General features: G+C 32.0%; 15 protein-coding genes, 1 rRNA gene and 1 riboswitch. Of the genes, 14 read left to right on the forward strand and 2 right to left on the reverse strand.

All coding sequences use genetic code 11. The features are described 5' to 3' along the window. The 10 genes from rrf to J2Z43_RS08490 form a co-directional block, all read left to right on the forward strand. A 5S ribosomal RNA gene (gene rrf / locus J2Z43_RS08445) occupies positions 1-78 on the forward strand; the annotation flags it as partial. A 375-nt stretch (positions 79-453) separates the two neighbouring features. Further along, positions 454-636: riboswitch (cobalamin riboswitch) on the forward strand. Between the two features lie 144 nt (positions 637-780). Continuing rightward, positions 781-1,509: an energy-coupling factor ABC transporter permease gene (locus J2Z43_RS08450; RefSeq protein ID WP_209456794.1), complete on the forward strand. Its 729-nt coding sequence runs from the start codon at positions 781-783 to the stop codon at positions 1,507-1,509. Then, positions 1,499-1,783, forward strand: a complete 285-nt coding sequence (locus tag J2Z43_RS08455) for an energy-coupling factor ABC transporter substrate-binding protein (RefSeq protein ID WP_209456795.1) — start codon at positions 1,499-1,501, stop codon at positions 1,781-1,783. Before J2Z43_RS08450 ends, J2Z43_RS08455 begins: the two co-directional genes overlap by 11 nt. A 2-nt stretch (positions 1,784-1,785) precedes the next feature. After that, a complete protein-coding gene (cbiQ, locus tag J2Z43_RS08460) occupies positions 1,786-2,484 on the forward strand; it encodes a cobalt ECF transporter T component CbiQ (protein ID WP_209456796.1) in 699 nt (232 codons plus the stop codon). Continuing rightward, entirely contained in the window at positions 2,477-3,292 is an 816-nt protein-coding gene (locus J2Z43_RS08465) for an energy-coupling factor ABC transporter ATP-binding protein (protein WP_209456797.1), read from the forward strand. The genes cbiQ and J2Z43_RS08465 overlap by 8 nt, the downstream gene beginning before the upstream one ends. Positions 3,293-3,604: 312 nt before the next feature. Then, entirely contained in the window at positions 3,605-4,780 is a 1,176-nt protein-coding gene (locus tag J2Z43_RS08470) for a cell wall-binding repeat-containing protein (RefSeq protein WP_209456798.1), read from the forward strand. A gap of 318 nt (positions 4,781-5,098) precedes the next feature. Next, positions 5,099-7,363, forward strand: a complete 2,265-nt coding sequence (locus J2Z43_RS08475) for an ATP-dependent helicase (protein WP_209456799.1) — start codon at positions 5,099-5,101, stop codon at positions 7,361-7,363. Positions 7,364-7,390: 27 nt separating this feature from the next. Then, a complete protein-coding gene (locus J2Z43_RS08480; RefSeq protein ID WP_234926253.1) occupies positions 7,391-8,722 on the forward strand; it encodes a M18 family aminopeptidase in 1,332 nt (443 codons plus the stop codon). A 24-nt stretch (positions 8,723-8,746) separates the two neighbouring features. Beyond that, complete coding sequence (locus tag J2Z43_RS08485; protein WP_209456800.1) at positions 8,747-9,514, forward strand: patatin-like phospholipase family protein; 768 nt, start codon at positions 8,747-8,749, stop codon at positions 9,512-9,514. Positions 9,515-9,591: 77 nt separating this feature from the next. Continuing rightward, entirely contained in the window at positions 9,592-10,116 is a 525-nt protein-coding gene (locus tag J2Z43_RS08490) for a peptidylprolyl isomerase (protein WP_209456801.1), read from the forward strand. A 302-nt stretch (positions 10,117-10,418) separates the two neighbouring features. On the opposite strand, the gene J2Z43_RS08495 is transcribed toward J2Z43_RS08490, so the two are convergent. Further along, a complete protein-coding gene (locus tag J2Z43_RS08495; RefSeq protein WP_209456802.1) occupies positions 10,419-11,318 on the reverse strand; it encodes a manganese-dependent inorganic pyrophosphatase in 900 nt (299 codons plus the stop codon). Positions 11,319-11,833: 515 nt separating this feature from the next. Here J2Z43_RS08495 and adhE point away from each other — a divergent pair. Next, positions 11,834-14,488, forward strand: a complete 2,655-nt coding sequence (gene adhE / locus J2Z43_RS08500; protein WP_209456803.1) for a bifunctional acetaldehyde-CoA/alcohol dehydrogenase — start codon at positions 11,834-11,836, stop codon at positions 14,486-14,488. Between the two features lie 261 nt (positions 14,489-14,749). On the opposite strand, the gene J2Z43_RS08505 is transcribed toward adhE, so the two are convergent. Beyond that, on the reverse strand, positions 14,750-15,004 hold the full coding sequence (locus tag J2Z43_RS08505; RefSeq protein ID WP_209456804.1) for a hypothetical protein: 255 nt from the start codon (positions 15,002-15,004) through the stop codon (positions 14,750-14,752). A 197-nt stretch (positions 15,005-15,201) separates the two neighbouring features. Here J2Z43_RS08505 and J2Z43_RS08510 point away from each other — a divergent pair, with 197 nt between their 5' ends. The 3 genes from J2Z43_RS08510 (at position 15,202) to J2Z43_RS08520 (ending at position 17,757) form a co-directional block, all read left to right on the forward strand. Beyond that, the gene (locus J2Z43_RS08510) at positions 15,202-15,972 is read left to right on the forward strand and encodes an EFR1 family ferrodoxin (protein ID WP_209456805.1); all 771 of its coding nucleotides are present in this window, start codon (positions 15,202-15,204) and stop codon (positions 15,970-15,972) included. A gap of 106 nt (positions 15,973-16,078) precedes the next feature. Continuing rightward, positions 16,079-16,810 carry a YkgJ family cysteine cluster protein gene (locus J2Z43_RS08515; protein ID WP_209456806.1) on the forward strand — a complete coding sequence of 244 codons (732 nt, stop codon included), beginning with the start codon at positions 16,079-16,081 and terminating at the stop codon, positions 16,808-16,810. A 134-nt stretch (positions 16,811-16,944) separates the two neighbouring features. Further along, positions 16,945-17,757 carry a GTP pyrophosphokinase gene (locus J2Z43_RS08520; protein ID WP_027702860.1) on the forward strand — a complete coding sequence of 271 codons (813 nt, stop codon included), beginning with the start codon at positions 16,945-16,947 and terminating at the stop codon, positions 17,755-17,757. The last annotated feature ends 38 nt before the right edge of the window (positions 17,758-17,795 follow it).

A 17,795-nucleotide genomic window follows, 5' to 3' on the forward strand; every position in this document is an offset into this window, starting at 1 on the left:
CCGAACACAGAAGTTAAGCTCTCTTGCGCTGATGGTACTTGGTGGGAAACTGCCTGGGAGAGTAAGACGTAGCCACGTAGTCTTTTTTTAGTTTTGATTTAAAATAAATGAAGGGGTTAATGATTAAATTCCGAACGTATATGATGACGACATTGTGAGCTTGTAGGCTGGCTAAGAAACTACGCCAGACATCTACAAACTCACAACATCATCCTCATATTTGTTCGAAATTCAACCATTAACCCTTTTATTTTATTTAAATCTAAAACATGAAAGCTTCCTACGTTAGGGCTATGTTGTGGGGAAGATCAAAGTCAAAGTAAAATTCAAGAGCAAGGAGAAAATTCAAAAACTAATTATTAATATTTTTGTAGTGTAACCATTAGCATAGTATGGAAATTTATTCTAAGATAGTGTACAATATAACTTAGGTAATAGTTATCTACAAAAAAATTAATATTAGATATTACTGGTTCTTGCTAGATTAATAGGGAAAAAGGTTAAATTCCTTTACAGCCCCCGCTACTGTGATGTTGACGAGACTTTTATATGCCACTGTAATGTAATTTCATTATGGGAAGGTGAAAGTTGAGGTTGAGACTAAGTCAGGAGACCTGCCTGTAATATTAAAAGATTTCTTCGGGGAGGGAGAACGTTTTTAATATAGATGCAATAGTGTTTGTTTTTTTAATTGTGCTTATTACGGAAACCCAACTCGAGTTGGGTTTTTTTGTGTTAACTTTTATTGTGTTTAAATAAAATTATAAATAGGAGGTAATTATGAAACGTTTTTTAAATTTATCTATATTCACCGCATTGATATTGATTGTATTAAATCCTTTACCAGCTAATGCGATGCATATAATGGAAGGATATTTACCAGTGGGATGGTCTATTTTCTGGACTGTTGTATTTATACCGTTCTTAGTTATTGGTTTGAGATCTGTAAATAAAGTAATTAAAGATCAGCCTAAAAAAAAGGTATTATTAGCATTATGTGGTGCGTTTGTATTTGTATTATCTGCTTTAAAAATTCCTTCAGTTACAGGAAGTTGTTCTCATCCTACAGGAGTAGGTTTTGGAGCGATTGTCTTTGGGCCAAGTGTGATGGCTGTGTTGGGAACAATAGTGCTTTTATTCCAAGCTTTATTGCTAGCTCATGGAGGTCTGACTACTTTAGGTGCAAATGCTTTTTCTATGGCAGTTGTTGGTCCTATAGTTTCATTTGCTATATTTAAATTGCTTAAAAAGAGCAATGTAAAGACTTCTACATGTGTGTTTTTTGCTGCAGCTATAGGGGACTTGGCAACTTATACAGTGACTTCACTTCAACTTGGATTGGCATTCCCTGATCCAACAGGTGGTTTTGTAGTATCTGCTGTTAAGTTTTTAGGAGTATTCTTTGTTACTCAAGTTCCGATTGCAATAGCTGAGGGATTACTTACAGTTATAATATATAACCTTGTAACAGAAAATGAAGAGCAAGGAGTTGAGTTAATTGAGCACTAAGTTTAAGAGCAAGAAAAAAACTAATTTAATATTGTTGGTGTTAGTAGTTTTAATAGCAGTTGTGCCACTTTTATTTAATTCTGGAGCAGAATTTGGCGGAGCTGATGGAGAGGCTGAGGGGTTAATCACAGAAATTAATCCAGATTATGAACCTTGGTTCGGAAGTCTATATAAACCAGCTAGCGGTGAGATTGAAAGTTTATTATTCAGTGTTCAAGCTGCACTTGGTGCTGGCGTTATAGGTTATTTCTTAGGTAAAAGAAAGAGAGACTAAGTATGCTTATTATAGATAAATATGCCTATACAAATGCACTTAGAGATATGAATCCAAATAAAAAAGTTTTGAGTAGTGTATTTTTCTTGATTGTATCGATGATTATTCAAAATGTGTATGTACTGGCTTCTATAATAGTATTCATGAGCTTAGTGATTGTTTTTGTAGCGAAGATTGAGTTTAAAAAGTACTTGAAATTACTTAGTATACCATCGGGATTTTTGTTTTTAAGTATTCTTGTAACGCTTATTAATATAACTTCTAATAAAGAAATCCTTCTACATAGTGCGAATATTTTTAATATGTATATTGGAGTATCTGAAATGTCAATAAATGTGTCTATTCATATACTATTTAGATCTATGTCATGCTTAACTTGTGTGTACTTTTGTATGTTGACAACTCCATTTAATCAATTGATATATATTATGAAGAAATTACATATACCAGATACTTTTGTAGAGTTAGCGATGTTGACTTACAGGTTTATATTTATTTTTCTAGAAGAGTTTTTGGAAATATATAAATCTCAAGAGCTTAGATTTGGGTATATAAATATAAAAAACTCGTATAGATCGTTGGGTCTTCTGGTTAATTTGCTGTATAATAGGCTTATTAAGAGATATGAAGATATGTGTATTTCTCTAGATATGAAATTATATGATGGTGAGTTTCACATAGTTGAGGTAAGAAATGTATAAAATAAAAAACTTAAGTTATAGATACGAAAAAGAAGATTATGCGCTTAATAACATTGACATGGATTTTGATAATGGAGATGTCATTGGAATCGTTGGCTCTAACGGCTCGGGAAAATCTACTCTTTTTATGAATATGATGGGTATTCTAAAGCCGTCATCGGGTGAAATTCTATTTGATGGTAAAGCTATTAAATACGATAAAAAAAGCTTGTATAAACTTAGAATGAATGTGGGTATAGTTTTTCAAGATCCAGAAAAACAGATATTCCATTCTAGGGTTTATGATGATATTGCATTTGCTCTTAGAAATATAGGTATCGATGAGAATAAAATAAAGTCTAGAGTAAAGAAGTCTTTAGAAGAAGTTCACTGCTTAGATTTAATCGATAAGCCAATTCATTTTTTAAGCTACGGTCAGAAAAAGAGGATAGCTATAGCTTCTGTTATAGCTATGGAGAATAAGGTTGTCTTATTAGATGAGCCAACATCAGGTCTTGATCCATCGAGCACCAAGGCGGTAGTCAATATAATTAATAGAATGAAAGAAAATGGTGTGAAAGTTGTTATAACTAGTCATGATATGAATTTGATTTACAATATTTGTGATTATATATATGTATTAAAAAGAGGAAATTTAGTTAGTGAAGGAAAGTCTACAGAAGTTTTTGAAGATCAAGAGAAAATTTTAGATTCTAATTTGGATTTACCATGGCTAGTAAAGGTACATAAAAATATGAAATTACCACTATTTAAGTGCGAGGAAGAGTTGTTTTCCTATTATAAGAATAATTCAGTAAATAAGTTATAATAAAATGTTACAAAAGTGACGAAAAAATTAGTGTGAAGTGAGAAGTAATTAGAATATAGTAAGATCGTCTCAAAAATGAGGCGATCTTCTTTATGTGGCTTAATAAAAGACTCTAAAAAACTTATTTTTTTATTTATTAAGTAAAAATATGAAGGATTTTGATGTCAAAATATAGAATTATTTTATGAATACAGTAAAATTTATTTTAATAGTAGTATAATGAGAGTATTCAGATTTAGTAATTCTACTAAGTTATACATTCGATATATAGTGTACTAAAATAGTGAGGTTATTATGCGGAAGGGGATTATTATGAGATTGAGTTTGAAATTAGATAAAAAAATATTAACATTGGCTTTGTCGGTACTGTTTACAGCTTCAGTTTTTACAGTAAGCTCTACAGCCCTTAGTTCTATTGGCAAAATTCAAGGTAAGGATAAGTATGAAACTTCAGCATTGATAGCTGATAAGCAATCTTATACTACAGCAATACTTATTAATGGCGATAAACTTGCCGATGGTCTTTCAGCAAGTGGCCTTGCAGGTGTAAAAGAGGCACCTATACTTCTTACAAAACAGAATTCGATACCTGCATCAGTACAAACTAGGCTTAATAAAGCTAAGGAGATTTACATAGTGGGAGGAACTGCATCTGTAAGTTCTAGCGTTGAATCCTCTCTCAAATCAAAAGGTAAAGATGTTATTAGACTTGATGGCACAGATAGAGTTGAAACTAGTCTTCTAACTTATTTAGAATGCGGTATGGATACGTATTCAAATGATATATTTTTTGTTGCACCTTATAAAGGAGAGGCTGATGCTGTAAGTATAGCTTCTGCAGCTTATAAAGCAGGAACACCTGTTGTTTTGGCCGATGATTTTGTAGCTGAACTCTTTGAAGCTCATAGGGAATATTACGATTTGTATGCTATAGGTGGTAAAAATACTTTGCCTGATCGTATAGTAAATAGATTGGGCGCTGATAGAATAGCAGGGGTCGATAGATATGAGACAAATAAAAAAGTTATCCAGACATTCTATGATAATCCTAAGGAACTTCATATAGCTGACGGATATAACTTGGTTTATCCACTGATTGGAAGTTCTATTTCAAAATACGAACCTACAGTATTAGTTGGGAATAATAGCGATAAAAAAGTTCTAAAAGGAGCAGAAAAGATTACTGCTATTGGTGAAATTAATCCAGATGTTCTAACTCAATGTTTAAATGCAGCTAATCTTCAAGGTGATGGATATATTACCATAGCTACAGCTGAGAGAGCAGCCTTAGAAAATTGCTCTAGAAGAGCTAATGTAAGTATAAATGATTTGGTTATAGATTACTCTGAGCTAGATGTTCTTACTTGGAATGTTCCAATTTATAGGGTTAGAATTGATTCTAAATACGATGGAACTTATGGACATTTCTTTGTAGATGCACTAACTGGTGTAGTTTATAAAGATGTAAATGAAGGAACTGTATGGTAAGATAATAAAATAAAAATATTAATAAAATAAATAATAATAAATATTAAATAATTATTTAATTTGAAAAAATAATTAGTAAACTTAATAAATATAAATATTGATTAAATAAATTATAAGTTGTATATAAAGTAGTGTTATCTCGGACATAATAGGTTGTTTTGAGATAGCACTATTCTTATTTCAATTATACAAAGATTAAATTTATAAGAATAAAATATAATAAAGAGATTTAATCTTAGAAGATTTTAGGAATAGAGTTTGAAGAAATCTCTGTTTTGGATTAGAATATATTTATGACTTTAATTTAGGGGGAATAATATGAATTTAGATACATTAAATCCTGCGCAGAGAGAAGCAGTTGAAAAGACAGAAGGAGCTGTTCTTATTCTTGCTGGTGCTGGATCTGGTAAAACAAAAGTTCTGACGAGTAGAATAGCATATCTTATTGAAGATAAAGGGGTACAAGCACAGAATATACTTGCTATAACTTTTACTAATAAAGCTGCAAATGAGATGAGGGAAAGGGTAGAACAAAATATAGAGACAGATACAAGGGATATGTGGATTAGTACTTTCCACTCATGTTGTGTGAGAATACTTAGAAAAGATATAAATAAAATCGGTTACAATAGAAGTTTTGTTATATATGACAGCGCAGATCAAGTAACGCTTATAAAAGATTGTTTAAAGGAATTAAACCTTAGCGATAAAGTATTTGAACCTAAGAGCGTCATAAGTGCTATATCAGGTGCAAAAGATAAACTAATGTCGCCTAAAAAATTTAAAGATGCTAATATTGCTGATAATAGGATGGTTAAAGTTGCGGAAATATATGCGCTGTATCAAGACCGTTTAAAGAGAAATAGCGCTTTAGACTTCGATGATCTTATATTAAAAACGGTTGAGTTATTTAGAACAAATGAAGATGTTCTCAGCTACTATAGAAGTAGATTTAAGTATATAATGGTAGATGAGTATCAAGATACGAGTAAGGCACAGTATGAGCTTATAAAAGCGCTAGCTAGAGAGCACCAAAACATATGTGTTGTTGGAGATGATGACCAAAGTATTTATGGTTGGAGAGGTGCGGATATAAAAAATATCCTTGAGTTTGAAAAAGACTATGATGATGTTCATGTAGTTAAGCTAGAGCAAAACTACAGATCGACTCAGGTAATACTTGATGCCGCCAATAAGATTATTTCAAACAACATTGAAAGAAAGAGAAAAAGACTTTGGAGTGAGAAAAAAGAGGGAGAGCTAATTAAGATAGAACTTACAGAGAGCGAACTTGATGAAGCTGAATTTATTGCTGATTCCATAGCTAAAATATACAGAAAAGAAAAGAGAAAGTACAATGATTTTGCAGTTCTTTATAGAGCTAATGCGCAAGCGAGGGCAGTAGAAGATGCCTTAAATAGAAGTCAAATTCCATATAATATATATGGGGGCACTAAATTCTACGAGAGAAAAGAGATTAAGGACTTGGTTGCGTATTTAAGAGTAATTCAAAACCCACAGGATGATATATCGATAAAAAGGATTATAAATGTTCCTAGAAGAGGTATAGGACTTAGAACTATTGAGAAAATAGAAGATAGAGCCAGTCTAAAGCAAGAGAGTATTTACTCTGTTTTACTTGATATAGATACAAACTCAGATATATCTACTAAAGCAAAGGCATCTATAAGTGGATTTATCGATATAATAGGAACACTTAGAACTATAAAAGAGGCTTATCCAGTTAGCAAGCTTGTAGAAAAGGTATTGGATACTACTGGATATATGGATGAGCTTATTGAAACTAGAGATAAAAACACCGAAACTATGTCAGGTAAGAGTGAGGAAGCTCAAGATAGAATTGATAACCTTATGGAGTTTATATCCATTGCTATAGAGTTCGAAAGCAGTACCGATGAAAACTATGAGGATAAAACTTTAGAAACATTCTTGACTAGCGTTGCTCTTACTTCTGAAGTATCTGAGGAAGAGGATGATGACAGGGTTTCTCTTATGACAATTCATACTTCTAAGGGGTTAGAGTTCCCAGTTGTGTTTTTAACAGGTATGGAAGAGGGGCTTTTCCCTATCTCTAGGGCCATAAAATCTATGAATGAATCGGATATAGAAGAAGAGAGAAGACTTTGCTATGTTGGAATAACGAGAGCTAAGGAAGAGCTTTTTATGACCCTTACTAAGAGAAGAACTCTATACGGTAAGACAAATGTATCAGTGGCATCGAGATTTATGGAAGAATTACCTGAGGAATGTATAAAAAAATTATACTCCACAAGCAGCGAATTGCCTTACTCAAAGGCCAGCTACAATATGTTAGACAAGTACACAAAAAAGTACATGAATAATGTCAATAGAACGGCAGTTGCGAGTAAAGTTAACGCTACGGTTAAAGATTCAGGTAAGGAAACTGATATTGACGATATAAAACTGGGGTCAAAAGTTCACCATCCTAAGTTTGGAGTGGGTACTGTAGTTTCTATGATGGGATCTGAGTTGACTATAGCATTTGATCAGCAGGGAATCAAAAAGATAAATAAGGAGTACACGACTTTAGATATTTTATAGTTATAATTTTAAAAGGAGTGGTTGAATTTGAATAAAAATATACTATCAAATGAATTAAATAATTTATCAAACGAAATAATTGATTTTATATACAGTAGTCCAACTGCTTTTCACGCTGTTGCAAGTGTGAAAAGCATGCTGGATGAAAATGGGTTTACAGAACTTCAATTAAACAGAAAATGGAGTGTAAAAGATGGCGGTAAATACTATGTTACAAAGAATTTATCTGCAATAGTAGCTTTTATTGTAAATTCCGAAAATGTTGCGGAGGAAGGTTTTAAGATAATTGGATCTCATTCTGATTCACCTACATTTAGAATAAAACCAAATGCAGAGATATCTGTAGAAAATTCTTACCTTAAGCTAAATACAGAAGGTTATGGGGGCATGATTTTAAGCACTTGGCTAGATAGACCGTTATCTATAGCGGGAAGAGTGGTTTTAAGTGGAGGAAATACTGAAGAGAGTATTTTAAACCCCGTTGAAAAAATAATAAATTTCGGTAGGCCTATGTGTATAATCCCTAATGTAGCCATTCACTTAAATAGAGGTGTAAACGATGGATATAAATTTAATAAACAAGTCGATATGTTGCCTTTAGTGGGAATATTAAATGATACTTTAGAAAAGGATAATTATTTATTAAAAGAAATTTCTAAAGAGCTTGATGTAGATATTGAAGATATCGTTGACTTTGATTTATTTTTGTATGAGTTCGAAAAGGGATGCCTTATGGGTGCTAACAACGAATTTATTTCTATTGGAAGACAAGATAATCTATCAATGGCGTATACTAGTATCAAATCCCTTATTGAATCAAGGTCTGGAAAAGGCATAAATGTTGTATCTATTTTTGACAATGAAGAAGTAGGAAGTTCTACAAAACAGGGTGCAGATTCAAATATGTTACTAAATATACTTGAAAGAATCTGTATATCATTAGGAAAAGATAGAGAAGAATTTTTTGAAGCTATTTATTCATCTTATATGATATCAGCAGACTTGGCACATGCGGTACATCCAAATATTACTAGCAAGCACGATCCTACTAATAGGCCAGTTATGGGTGGGGGTCCGGCTATAAAAATAAATGCTAATCAAGCATATACAAGTGATGCGTATTCTACATCTATATATAAAAATATTTGTAAGAGTGCGGGTGTTAAATATCAGGAATTTGTCAATAGATCTGATGAAAGAGGTGGAAGTACAATAGGCCCGATATCATCAACACATCTAGATATACCTTCAGTGGATGTTGGTTGCCCAATACTCTCAATGCACTCAATAAGAGAACTAGGATGTGTGGAAGACTATATCGACATATACAAAACATTTAGAACACTTTATTCATTATAATTTTTCAGAAAGGGAGTGGATGTAGTGAAATTAGGATTATGTTTAGAAGGTGGAGGAGCTAAGGGAGCATACCAAGCGGGAGTTATAAAAGGGCTTTACGATGGGGGAATTAGAGAGTACCATTCAATTTCTGGGACTTCAATAGGAGCAGTTAATGGATATTTTTTATTCACAGGAAACATATCAAAAATGGAAGATATGTGGAAAAACTTCTCTACTGGAGAAGGTGATGAGGTAAAAATAATCGATAATACTGTTGATAACTCGCCTCTAATGAGGAGATTAGAAAGTTTATATTGTGAAGAAAAGAAGATGAATTCAAATTTTTATGTTAATTATGTGGAAGTAAACGACCAAAAACCAGAAGAAGTAGTATTAAATCTAATTGATAAATCCGAAAAAGAGTGCCTAGAGGGAGTGAAATATAGTTCATTATATCCATATACTCCAAATGGGTCTCAAGGTTTTAGAGAAGAATTTTCAAAAAACATAGTTTCAGGATTGTATGATGGGTATAAATTAGATGGAGGATTATTAAATAATCGACTTTTGCAACCCCTAATAGATGAAAAAGTCGATAAAATTATTTTAATAACTATGAGATACGACTATGTTGTGCCAGATAGTCTAAAAGAAGTTCTTTCTGAAGAGAACATAGTGGTTGTAAAGCCTAAGGAGGAATTCGGACCAAAGGATACCTTTAGATTTGAAGAAGGTTTTTGTAAAACTAAATACTCAGAAGGATATGAAATTGGTAAAAATATAGCAAAGATGGATGTAATTGATATATAATTATCTTATATTACATAAATAAAATTTATAACAAAAATTATAATGTAAAACTTATAACGAAAGGTAAGGTATACTGTATGGAAAATAAAAACCCAATAGTAACTATAGAAATGGAAAATGGAAAGAAAATAGAAATAGAGTTATATCCACATATAGCTCCTAACACAGTTAATAACTTTATATCATTAGTAAATAAAGGATATTATGACGGAGTAGGATTCCACAGAGTTATAGAAGGCTTTATGATACAAGGTGGTTGCCCAGATGGTAATGGAACTGGCGGACCAGGTTATGCTATAAAAGGTGAGTTTTCTGGAAATGGATTTACTAACAACTTAAAACACGATAGAGGGGTAATTTCAATGGCCAGAACTATGATGCCAAATTCAGGAGGATCTCAATTCTTCTTAATGCACCAAAATTCTCCGCATCTTGATGGACAGTATGCAGGATTTGGTGTAGTGATATTAGGTATGGATGTAGTAGATGAAATTGCTACAACTAGCGTAGATAGATCTGATAGACCTAAATCTCCACAAGTTATGGAAAAAGTTACTGTAGATACATTCGGAGTAGATTATCCAGAAGTGGAAAAAATGTAGTATAATTTAATTTTAGTTATGGTAATAAACTACCATAATGTACTATTTACATTTTTGGAAGTTTAGTTTACAATAATGGTGAGACAATAAATCCTAAAAACATAATTACAAGCATTGAATGAATATTAAAGAGACCAGTTTAGACACACCAGCTAAGCTGGTCAAGGAATAATTATAAAATAATATCTATAAAAAAAGTAACCATTGATTGTGGTTACTTTTTTTATTTATTATAATAAAAATATATATCCATTTTAATAAAAAAGCTTATAATAAAAACTATTTATTTAATTAGTGTTATATTATATAGCATCTGTTAAATTAGGTACTAGCTGTTTCTTTCTAGAAACAACGCCTTCAGCAAATACTCCTTGTCCTGCATTTACATCGAATGCTTTAGAGATTACAGTATCTTCGCCTTTGTATATTAAATATGAACCTTCTTTAATTATATCTGTAATAGCAAGTATTAACATATCGTAATTTGTTGAGTTTATATAGTTTAAAAAATCGTCTTTTTTAGCGAATATACAATCTATATCCATTGTGAAGACTTGCCCTATGCCAACTTTTTTACCACTCATATCAAATTCCTTAAAATCCATATTTACTATTTCCTCAACACTTAGTCCGTCTAAAGATGTTCCAGCTTTGAACATATCCATAGCGTATTTTTCCATATCAAGTTTAGCTATTTTACTTAATTCTTCTCCTGCTATCTTGTCAAGTTCAGTAGTTGTAGGTGATTTGAATAATAGAGTATCTGATAATATAGCAGATAGCAAAAGTCCAGCTATTTCATAAGGAACTTCAACTTTATTTTCTTTAAACATATTGTAAATTATTGTACAAGTACATCCAACAGTCATAAGCCTTACAGATATAGGAACACTAGTTGAGATTCCTCCAAGTTTGTGATGATCTATTATCTCAAGAAGGTTAGCCTTTTCTAATCCATCCGCACTTTGTCCAAATTCGTTGTGGTCTACGATGATTACATTATCATCAGATCCTACACCATCTATGATCTTGGGTGCTTCTACTTTGAAATAGTCAAGAGCGAACTGAGCTTCCTTTCTAATTTCGCCTAATGCACAAGCGGTAGCTTTATATCCTAATTTGTTTTTTAAATATGTCAACGATAGTGACGAACATATTGAGTCTGTATCTGGATTTTTATGTCCAAAAATAAGTATATCCATGGTATTGCCCCTTTCAATTATATATATCTTTCAATAGTTTTATTATAACAAAAATGATGTGTAGATTGGTATAAAAAATCAAATCATTTAATAAATTAATGTAAATGCATTTTAAAATAAGTTAAAAATATGAGGAAATTCAAATAATATAATGAATGATACTTTAAAATTTTCTAGAAAGTTTGTTAAATATTTTATAATTGTGAATTTTAAAACTAGTAAAAATTTTACGATAATTAGCTTGACAAGACTCTTTCGAATAAATAGAATTAGTTTTAGAAACACCAAAACTAGTTATATAGTAGTTCAAAAGCAATTCAATAGTTATTCAAAAAAATATTCAAAAATAGCCCCTAGGTGATCTCAGAGAAATTCAGTTTCAAACGACATTTAAGTTTCAGGCAAAAAGAGCTCAAAATAATTCATCACGAAATACAACAAAATAAGATTTACAGAAAAAGCAGAAGGACTCATCAAGACAAAAAAATACAAGAACTTTTGGGGAGGAATTTTTCATGGCAAGTAAAGAAGTAGTTGTAGAAGAAGTGGTTAAGTCAGAAGAAGTAAAAGAAATAAGCCCAGTTTTAGTGAATAGTGTAGAGAGCTTAAAGATTAGGATTGATGAAATCAGAAAAGCTCAACAAGAATTTTCTACATTTAGCCAAGAGAAAGTAGATAAAATATTTTTAGCTGCGGCTACAGCAGCAAACCAAAATAGAATCTATCTTGCGAAACTGGCATATGAAGAAACAGGTATGGGTATTGTTGAAGATAAAGTAATCAAGAATCATTATGCTTCAGAATATGTATACAATGCCTACAAAGATACTGTAACGTGTGGTGTAATAGAAAGAGATGAAGCATTTGGATTTACTCAAATAGCAGAGCCAGTTGGAGTACTTGGGGCAGTTATACCTACAACAAATCCAACATCGACAGCTATTTTCAAGTCGTTAATATCTTTAAAAACAAGAAATGGTATAATATTTTCTCCACATCCTAGAGCAAAAAAATCAACAATTGAGGCAGCAAAAATAGTACATGATGCAGCAGTAGAAGCTGGGGCTCCAAAAGGATTTATAGGGTGGGTAGATGAGCCATCATTAGAAATTACAACAACTATCATGAGCGAAGTTGATCTTATATTAGCAACAGGTGGGCCTGGAATGGTTAAGTCGGCGTATTCTTCAGGTAAGCCAGCAGTAGGGGTTGGGCCGGGAAATGTTCCAGCTATAATCGATGAAAGCGCTGACATAAAGACAGCAGTTAGTTCGATACTAGTATCTAAATCATTTGATAATGGTATGATATGTGCGTCAGAACAATCAGTAATAGTTCCAGAAAAAATTTATGAAGAAGTTAAAAAAGAATTTAAATATCGTGGCGCTTACTTCCTAAATAAAGAAGAAACTCAAAAAGTAGGAGATGTAATATTAATAAACGGTGCACTAAACGCTAAAATAGTTGGGCAACCGGCGCATGTTATAGCAAAAATGGCAGGGGTAGATATACCTAAAGAGTCAAGAATAATAATAGGTGAAGTTGAATCTGTAGATATTGGGGAACCGTTTGCACATGAGAAACTTTCTCCAGTTCTTGCCATGTACAAGTCAAAGAGTTTTGAAGACTCAATTCAAAAAGCTGAAAAATTAGTTGAAGATGGAGGTCTTGGTCATACATCATCACTATATGCAGATCCAGTAAATCAACCTGAAAAAGTAGATAGATTTATAAAAGCAATGAAAACGTGCAGGGTTTTAGTTAATACACCATCATCTCAAGGTGGAATCGGTGATTTATACAACTTCAAATTAGCTCCTTCACTAACACTTGGTTGTGGTTCTTGGGGTGGAAACTCGGTTTCTGAAAATGTTGGGGTAAAACACTTACTTAATATCAAAACAGTAGCTGAGAGGAGAGAAAATATGCTTTGGTTTAGAGCTCCACAAAAGATTTACTTCAAAAAGGGGAGTTTAGGTGTAGCAGCTAGAGAATTTAAGGATGTTCTAGGTAAAAAGAAAGCTTTTATAGTAACAGATTCTTTCCTTTACAACAATGGGTACACAAAATGCGTAACAAAGCTACTAGATGATATGGGAATAAGACACACGACATACTTTGATGTTGCTCCAGACCCAACGCTTGCTTGTGCAAGAGAAGGTGCTAAGGCCATGGCCGAATTCGAGCCAGATTTAATAATAACTCTAGGTGGAGGAAGCGCAATAGATGCTGCTAAAATAATGTGGGTTCTATACGAGCATCCAGAAGTTGATTTCCAAGACCTTGCTATGAGATTTATGGATATAAGAAAAAGAGTTTATACATTCCCTAAAATGGGTCAGAAAGCATATTTTGCAGCTATTCCAACAACATCAGGTACAGGATCAGAGGTAACTCCTTTCGCTGTTATAACTGATGAGAATACAGGTGTAAAATATCCTCTTGCAGATTATGAGTTAATGCCGAATATGGCTATAATAGATGCAGATTTAATGATGGAGATGCCACCAAGACTTACTGCAGCATCAGGGGTAGATGCGCTTACACATGCTTTAGAAGCATATGTGTCGATGCTTAGAACAGAGCCGGCAGATGGAATGGCATTGCAAGCTGCGAAAATAATATTTGAGTATCTTCCTCGTGCTTACAAGAATGGTAAAAACGATCCAGAAGCTAGAGAGAAAATGGCTATGGCATCTACAATGGCAGGGATAGCATTTGCAAATGCGTTCTTAGGAATATGCCACTCCATGGCGCATAAATTAGGGGCATTCCACCATGTGCAACATGGAGTTGCAAACGCATTGATCATAAATGAAGTTATTAAATTTAACTGCGCAGAAGCTCCAAATAAGATGGGGGCTTTCTCGCAATACAAGTATCCAAACTGCTTACAAAGATATGCAGAGTTCGCTTCATTCGCAGGGATAGATGGTGCTAATGACCAAGAAAAAGTTGATAATTTAATAAAGGCTATAGATGATCTTAAAGAAACAGTTGGCCTTCCTAAGACTATTAAAGAGTTGAATATAGATGAAAAGAAATTCTTAGACAACTTAGATCCAATGGTGGAGCAAGCATTCGACGATCAGTGTACAGGTGCAAATCCAAGATATCCATTGATGAGTGAACTAAAGGATATATACCTAAAAGTATACTATGGTAAATAGAAAAATAATTAAATTGGGGCCTTTTTAGGCCCCCTTATTTTTGACTAAAATATATTTCAAATTGTATAGAATTTTAGAGGCTCTTGTTTCGAATGGAAAATAAAAAATATTAAATGTCGATTAGTGAAATATATTGTTGGGAATATTCAGAAAATTCGATTGACAAATGATCATAGAAAGTTTATAATTAAAAAATAAGTTAAACAGGGGCCTATTAAGGCCCCCTTATTTTTTACCTATTTTTAGTTGTTTAAATCTGGGCTATTTTCTCTTCTTATTGATGAAAGAAGATCCTAGGTATTTTTTAATATCTTCTTCAGGAGAAAAGTCGTCCACAACTATTTCTTTACCAGAATCCTCAAATACAACTAAAACTTCACAGTCACCTTGTAAAAAGAACTTTTTAACAGTATCTTCTTTGACTTCTCGAACCTTGATTATATCCTTTTTTTCCTTTAAGAAATCTTTCGTATAATAGCTTCCCATAAATGTTATTACTTTTGTGTATCTTACCATTACTTATAACTCCTTTATCATTTAATAAATTACACTTATTATATCCATATTGATTATACTTATATTATAACGTTAAAAAGTTATACATGCTAATATTTTATAATTTAAAAATTAATTTAAATTATATGTAACTAGCTAATTAAAGAGCGTTATAATTATCTTAGCAATAAAATTATAAAAACTATGGAGGTACAGTCATGGAATTTAGCAAAGTTACAGTAGTTTATTTTAGCCCAACAGGAAACTCTAAAAAGTATGCTTATGAAATAGCGAAACGTTTTCACGGTGAATTTGATGAATTAAACTTAACTGAATACGATAGTAGAAGAAAAAAACACTACTTTAAGAGTGATGAACTAGTTATTTTTAGTGTACCAGTATATTATGGAAGACTTCCTATTATAGAAAATGGTATATTTGAAAATATAAGTGGAGAAAATACAAAATCGATTTTTACTGTTACATATGGCAACCGCGAATTTGAGGACTCATTGTTAGAGCTTCAAAATATTTGTGAGAAAAGGGGATTTCATGGTATAGGTGCTGGAGCCTTTATTGGGCAACATACTTTTTCTGAGAAAATTGCACAAAGTAGACCTGATGAAGAGGATTATAAAATTATAGATGAATTTGTAGATAACATTAAACTAACTAAAGATGTATCCAATGAATTAAAAGTAAGTGGAAATTTTCCATATAGAGAGATTAATAAAATGCCTTTTGTGCCTACAGGCGGGAAAAGTTGCAATGAATGTGGAATATGTGAATCAGTATGTCCAGTAAAAGCTATAGATAAGCATGCTTTAAAGAATACAAATAAGGATCTCTGTATAGGATGTTTCGCATGTGTAAAACAGTGTCCAGAAAATGCCAGAGGGATAAGCGCAAAAGAATTTGAGGCAATGGTAAATAAATTAGAAGAAAATCTAACAAAAGTCGATAAAAAGCCAAAACTATTTTATCTATAGCAATTAGTGTTTGTAACTAACTTTTCCTCTAGAATATTTGTTTGATACGTGCTACAATTGTTAAGGTACAGTATAATAACGAATGCAATATAAGGAGTTAATTTGAATGTCTAAGATTGAAAAAGAAGGAATTCTAGAAGGTATTGATTACTCAAATAATAAAGAAATGTTTACAAAACTAGATAATCTATATTCAAGTGTGCCAAAAGGTATATGCACTGGTTGTGGAAATTGTTGCATGGAGTCGGTTGGTATAAACTTAATTGAATTTTTAAATATATATAATTATCTATATACAAAAGAAGATCTCAGAAAAAGATCTCTAGATAAAATTATAGATTATTATTTTTTAGAATATAAAGAAAAGAGACCATGTCCATTTAGAGATGGAGATCTAAGATGCTCAATTTATGAAGTTAGGCCTCTTAACTGTAGGATATTTGGGCATTGGGACAAGAATGACTATGAATCTAATTTATCCAATGTACTTAAAAGGAATAATAAGTACAGCGATCTTATTAATTCAAGATATGGTTTTAAAATAAATGAAGGTGTTACAAATTTTAAAATTAATTATTGTTATGATTTCAAACCCGAAGATCGTTATTTGAGTAAATCTGAAAGGCTTGAATTTGCGGATTCTGCTATGATTTTAGACTCTGAAATATACAGAAGTGGGCTGTTAAATGTAGAATTTAAAGATAGAGGAATAGTGGAATATTTTCTAGAAACAATAATAGATATAGATACTGCTTATAGCATTAAAATAAAAATATCTAAAGATGATAGTATTAGACTTAGAACAATCAATAGAATCAAAAGATTATTTGTGAAATAAGATTATTTTTTATGATTAATTTGTATATATATGTTTAAAAGAGTAGATTTATTTATGGGGTAATGAATACAAAATTTAAAAAGATTATGTTAAAATAGAAAGGGCTGCAAAAAAAGTAATAAAGGGTGAACAAGATGGAATATGAAAAGTGGGATGAAGTGTTAGCTCCCTACGATCATGCGGTGGAAGAGTTGAAAGTTAAATTTAAGAATATAAGAAAAGAGTTTTTGGCTAAAGGTGATTATTCCCCTATAGAATTCGTGACCGGTAGAACTAAGAAGATCTCATCGATAATATCAAAGGTGAAGAGATTAAATATTAAAAACATTGAGACTGAGTTAGATGATATAGCTGGAATTAGAATCATGTGCCAATTTGTTGAAGATATATATGCGATTATTGATTTGATAAAAGCAAGAAATGATATGACCATAATAGGTGAAAAAGACTATATAACTAACTATAAAGATAGCGGTTATAGAAGTTTCCATGTTATAATCAAATATCCAATTAACTCTATTGCAGGATCTAAAGAGATTATATGCGAGATTCAAATAAGAACACTAGCAATGAACTTCTGGGCTACAATAGAGCACTCACTTAAATATAAATATGATCATTATATACCGGACACATTGGCAGAAAGACTTAGAAGAGCATCTGATGCAGCATTTTTATTGGATCAAGAGATGAGCGAAATTAGAGGGGACATTATGAATGCTCAGGCTATGTATCAGATGAAATCTATAGCTATGAGAGATACTTTAAATAGAATACAAGAATTGTATGATCTAGGAGAAACACATAAGGCTATGCAATATCAAAGAAGACTCGATAAAACTCAACAAGAGCATGATATAACTTATATATTAGAGCTTAAAAGAGAGATAGACAGACTTTTAGAGCAGTATAGGATTGATGGCATAGATGGCAAAACAAGTGAATAAAATAACAAATTCAAATACGGTTGTCTCTGCTAGAAAAG

The sequence above is a fragment of the Metaclostridioides mangenotii genome (assembly GCF_017873185.1).
In the GTDB taxonomy this organism is placed as follows: Bacteria; Bacillota; Clostridia; order Peptostreptococcales; family Peptostreptococcaceae; genus Metaclostridioides; species Metaclostridioides mangenotii.

Excerpts from the sequence above, each read along its gene's own strand:
- J2Z43_RS08520 (WP_027702860.1), top strand. The coding sequence starts at position 16,945 with ATGGAATATGAAAAGTGGGATGAAGTGTTAGCTCCCTACGATCATGCG.
- J2Z43_RS08470 (WP_209456798.1), top strand. The coding sequence starts at position 3,605 with ATGAGATTGAGTTTGAAATTAGATAAAAAAATATTAACATTGGCTTTG.
- J2Z43_RS08490 (WP_209456801.1), top strand. The coding sequence starts at position 9,592 with ATGGAAAATAAAAACCCAATAGTAACTATAGAAATGGAAAATGGAAAG.
- J2Z43_RS08495 (WP_209456802.1), bottom strand. The coding sequence starts at position 11,318 with ATGGATATACTTATTTTTGGACATAAAAATCCAGATACAGACTCAATA.
- J2Z43_RS08475 (WP_209456799.1), top strand. The coding sequence starts at position 5,099 with ATGAATTTAGATACATTAAATCCTGCGCAGAGAGAAGCAGTTGAAAAG.
- J2Z43_RS08510 (WP_209456805.1), top strand. The coding sequence starts at position 15,202 with ATGGAATTTAGCAAAGTTACAGTAGTTTATTTTAGCCCAACAGGAAAC.
- J2Z43_RS08515 (WP_209456806.1), top strand. The coding sequence starts at position 16,079 with ATGTCTAAGATTGAAAAAGAAGGAATTCTAGAAGGTATTGATTACTCA.
- J2Z43_RS08450 (WP_209456794.1), top strand. The coding sequence starts at position 781 with ATGAAACGTTTTTTAAATTTATCTATATTCACCGCATTGATATTGATT.
- adhE (WP_209456803.1), top strand. The coding sequence starts at position 11,834 with ATGGCAAGTAAAGAAGTAGTTGTAGAAGAAGTGGTTAAGTCAGAAGAA.
- J2Z43_RS08465 (WP_209456797.1), top strand. The coding sequence starts at position 2,477 with ATGTATAAAATAAAAAACTTAAGTTATAGATACGAAAAAGAAGATTAT.
- J2Z43_RS08505 (WP_209456804.1), bottom strand. The coding sequence starts at position 15,004 with ATGGTAAGATACACAAAAGTAATAACATTTATGGGAAGCTATTATACG.
- cbiQ (WP_209456796.1), top strand. The coding sequence starts at position 1,786 with ATGCTTATTATAGATAAATATGCCTATACAAATGCACTTAGAGATATG.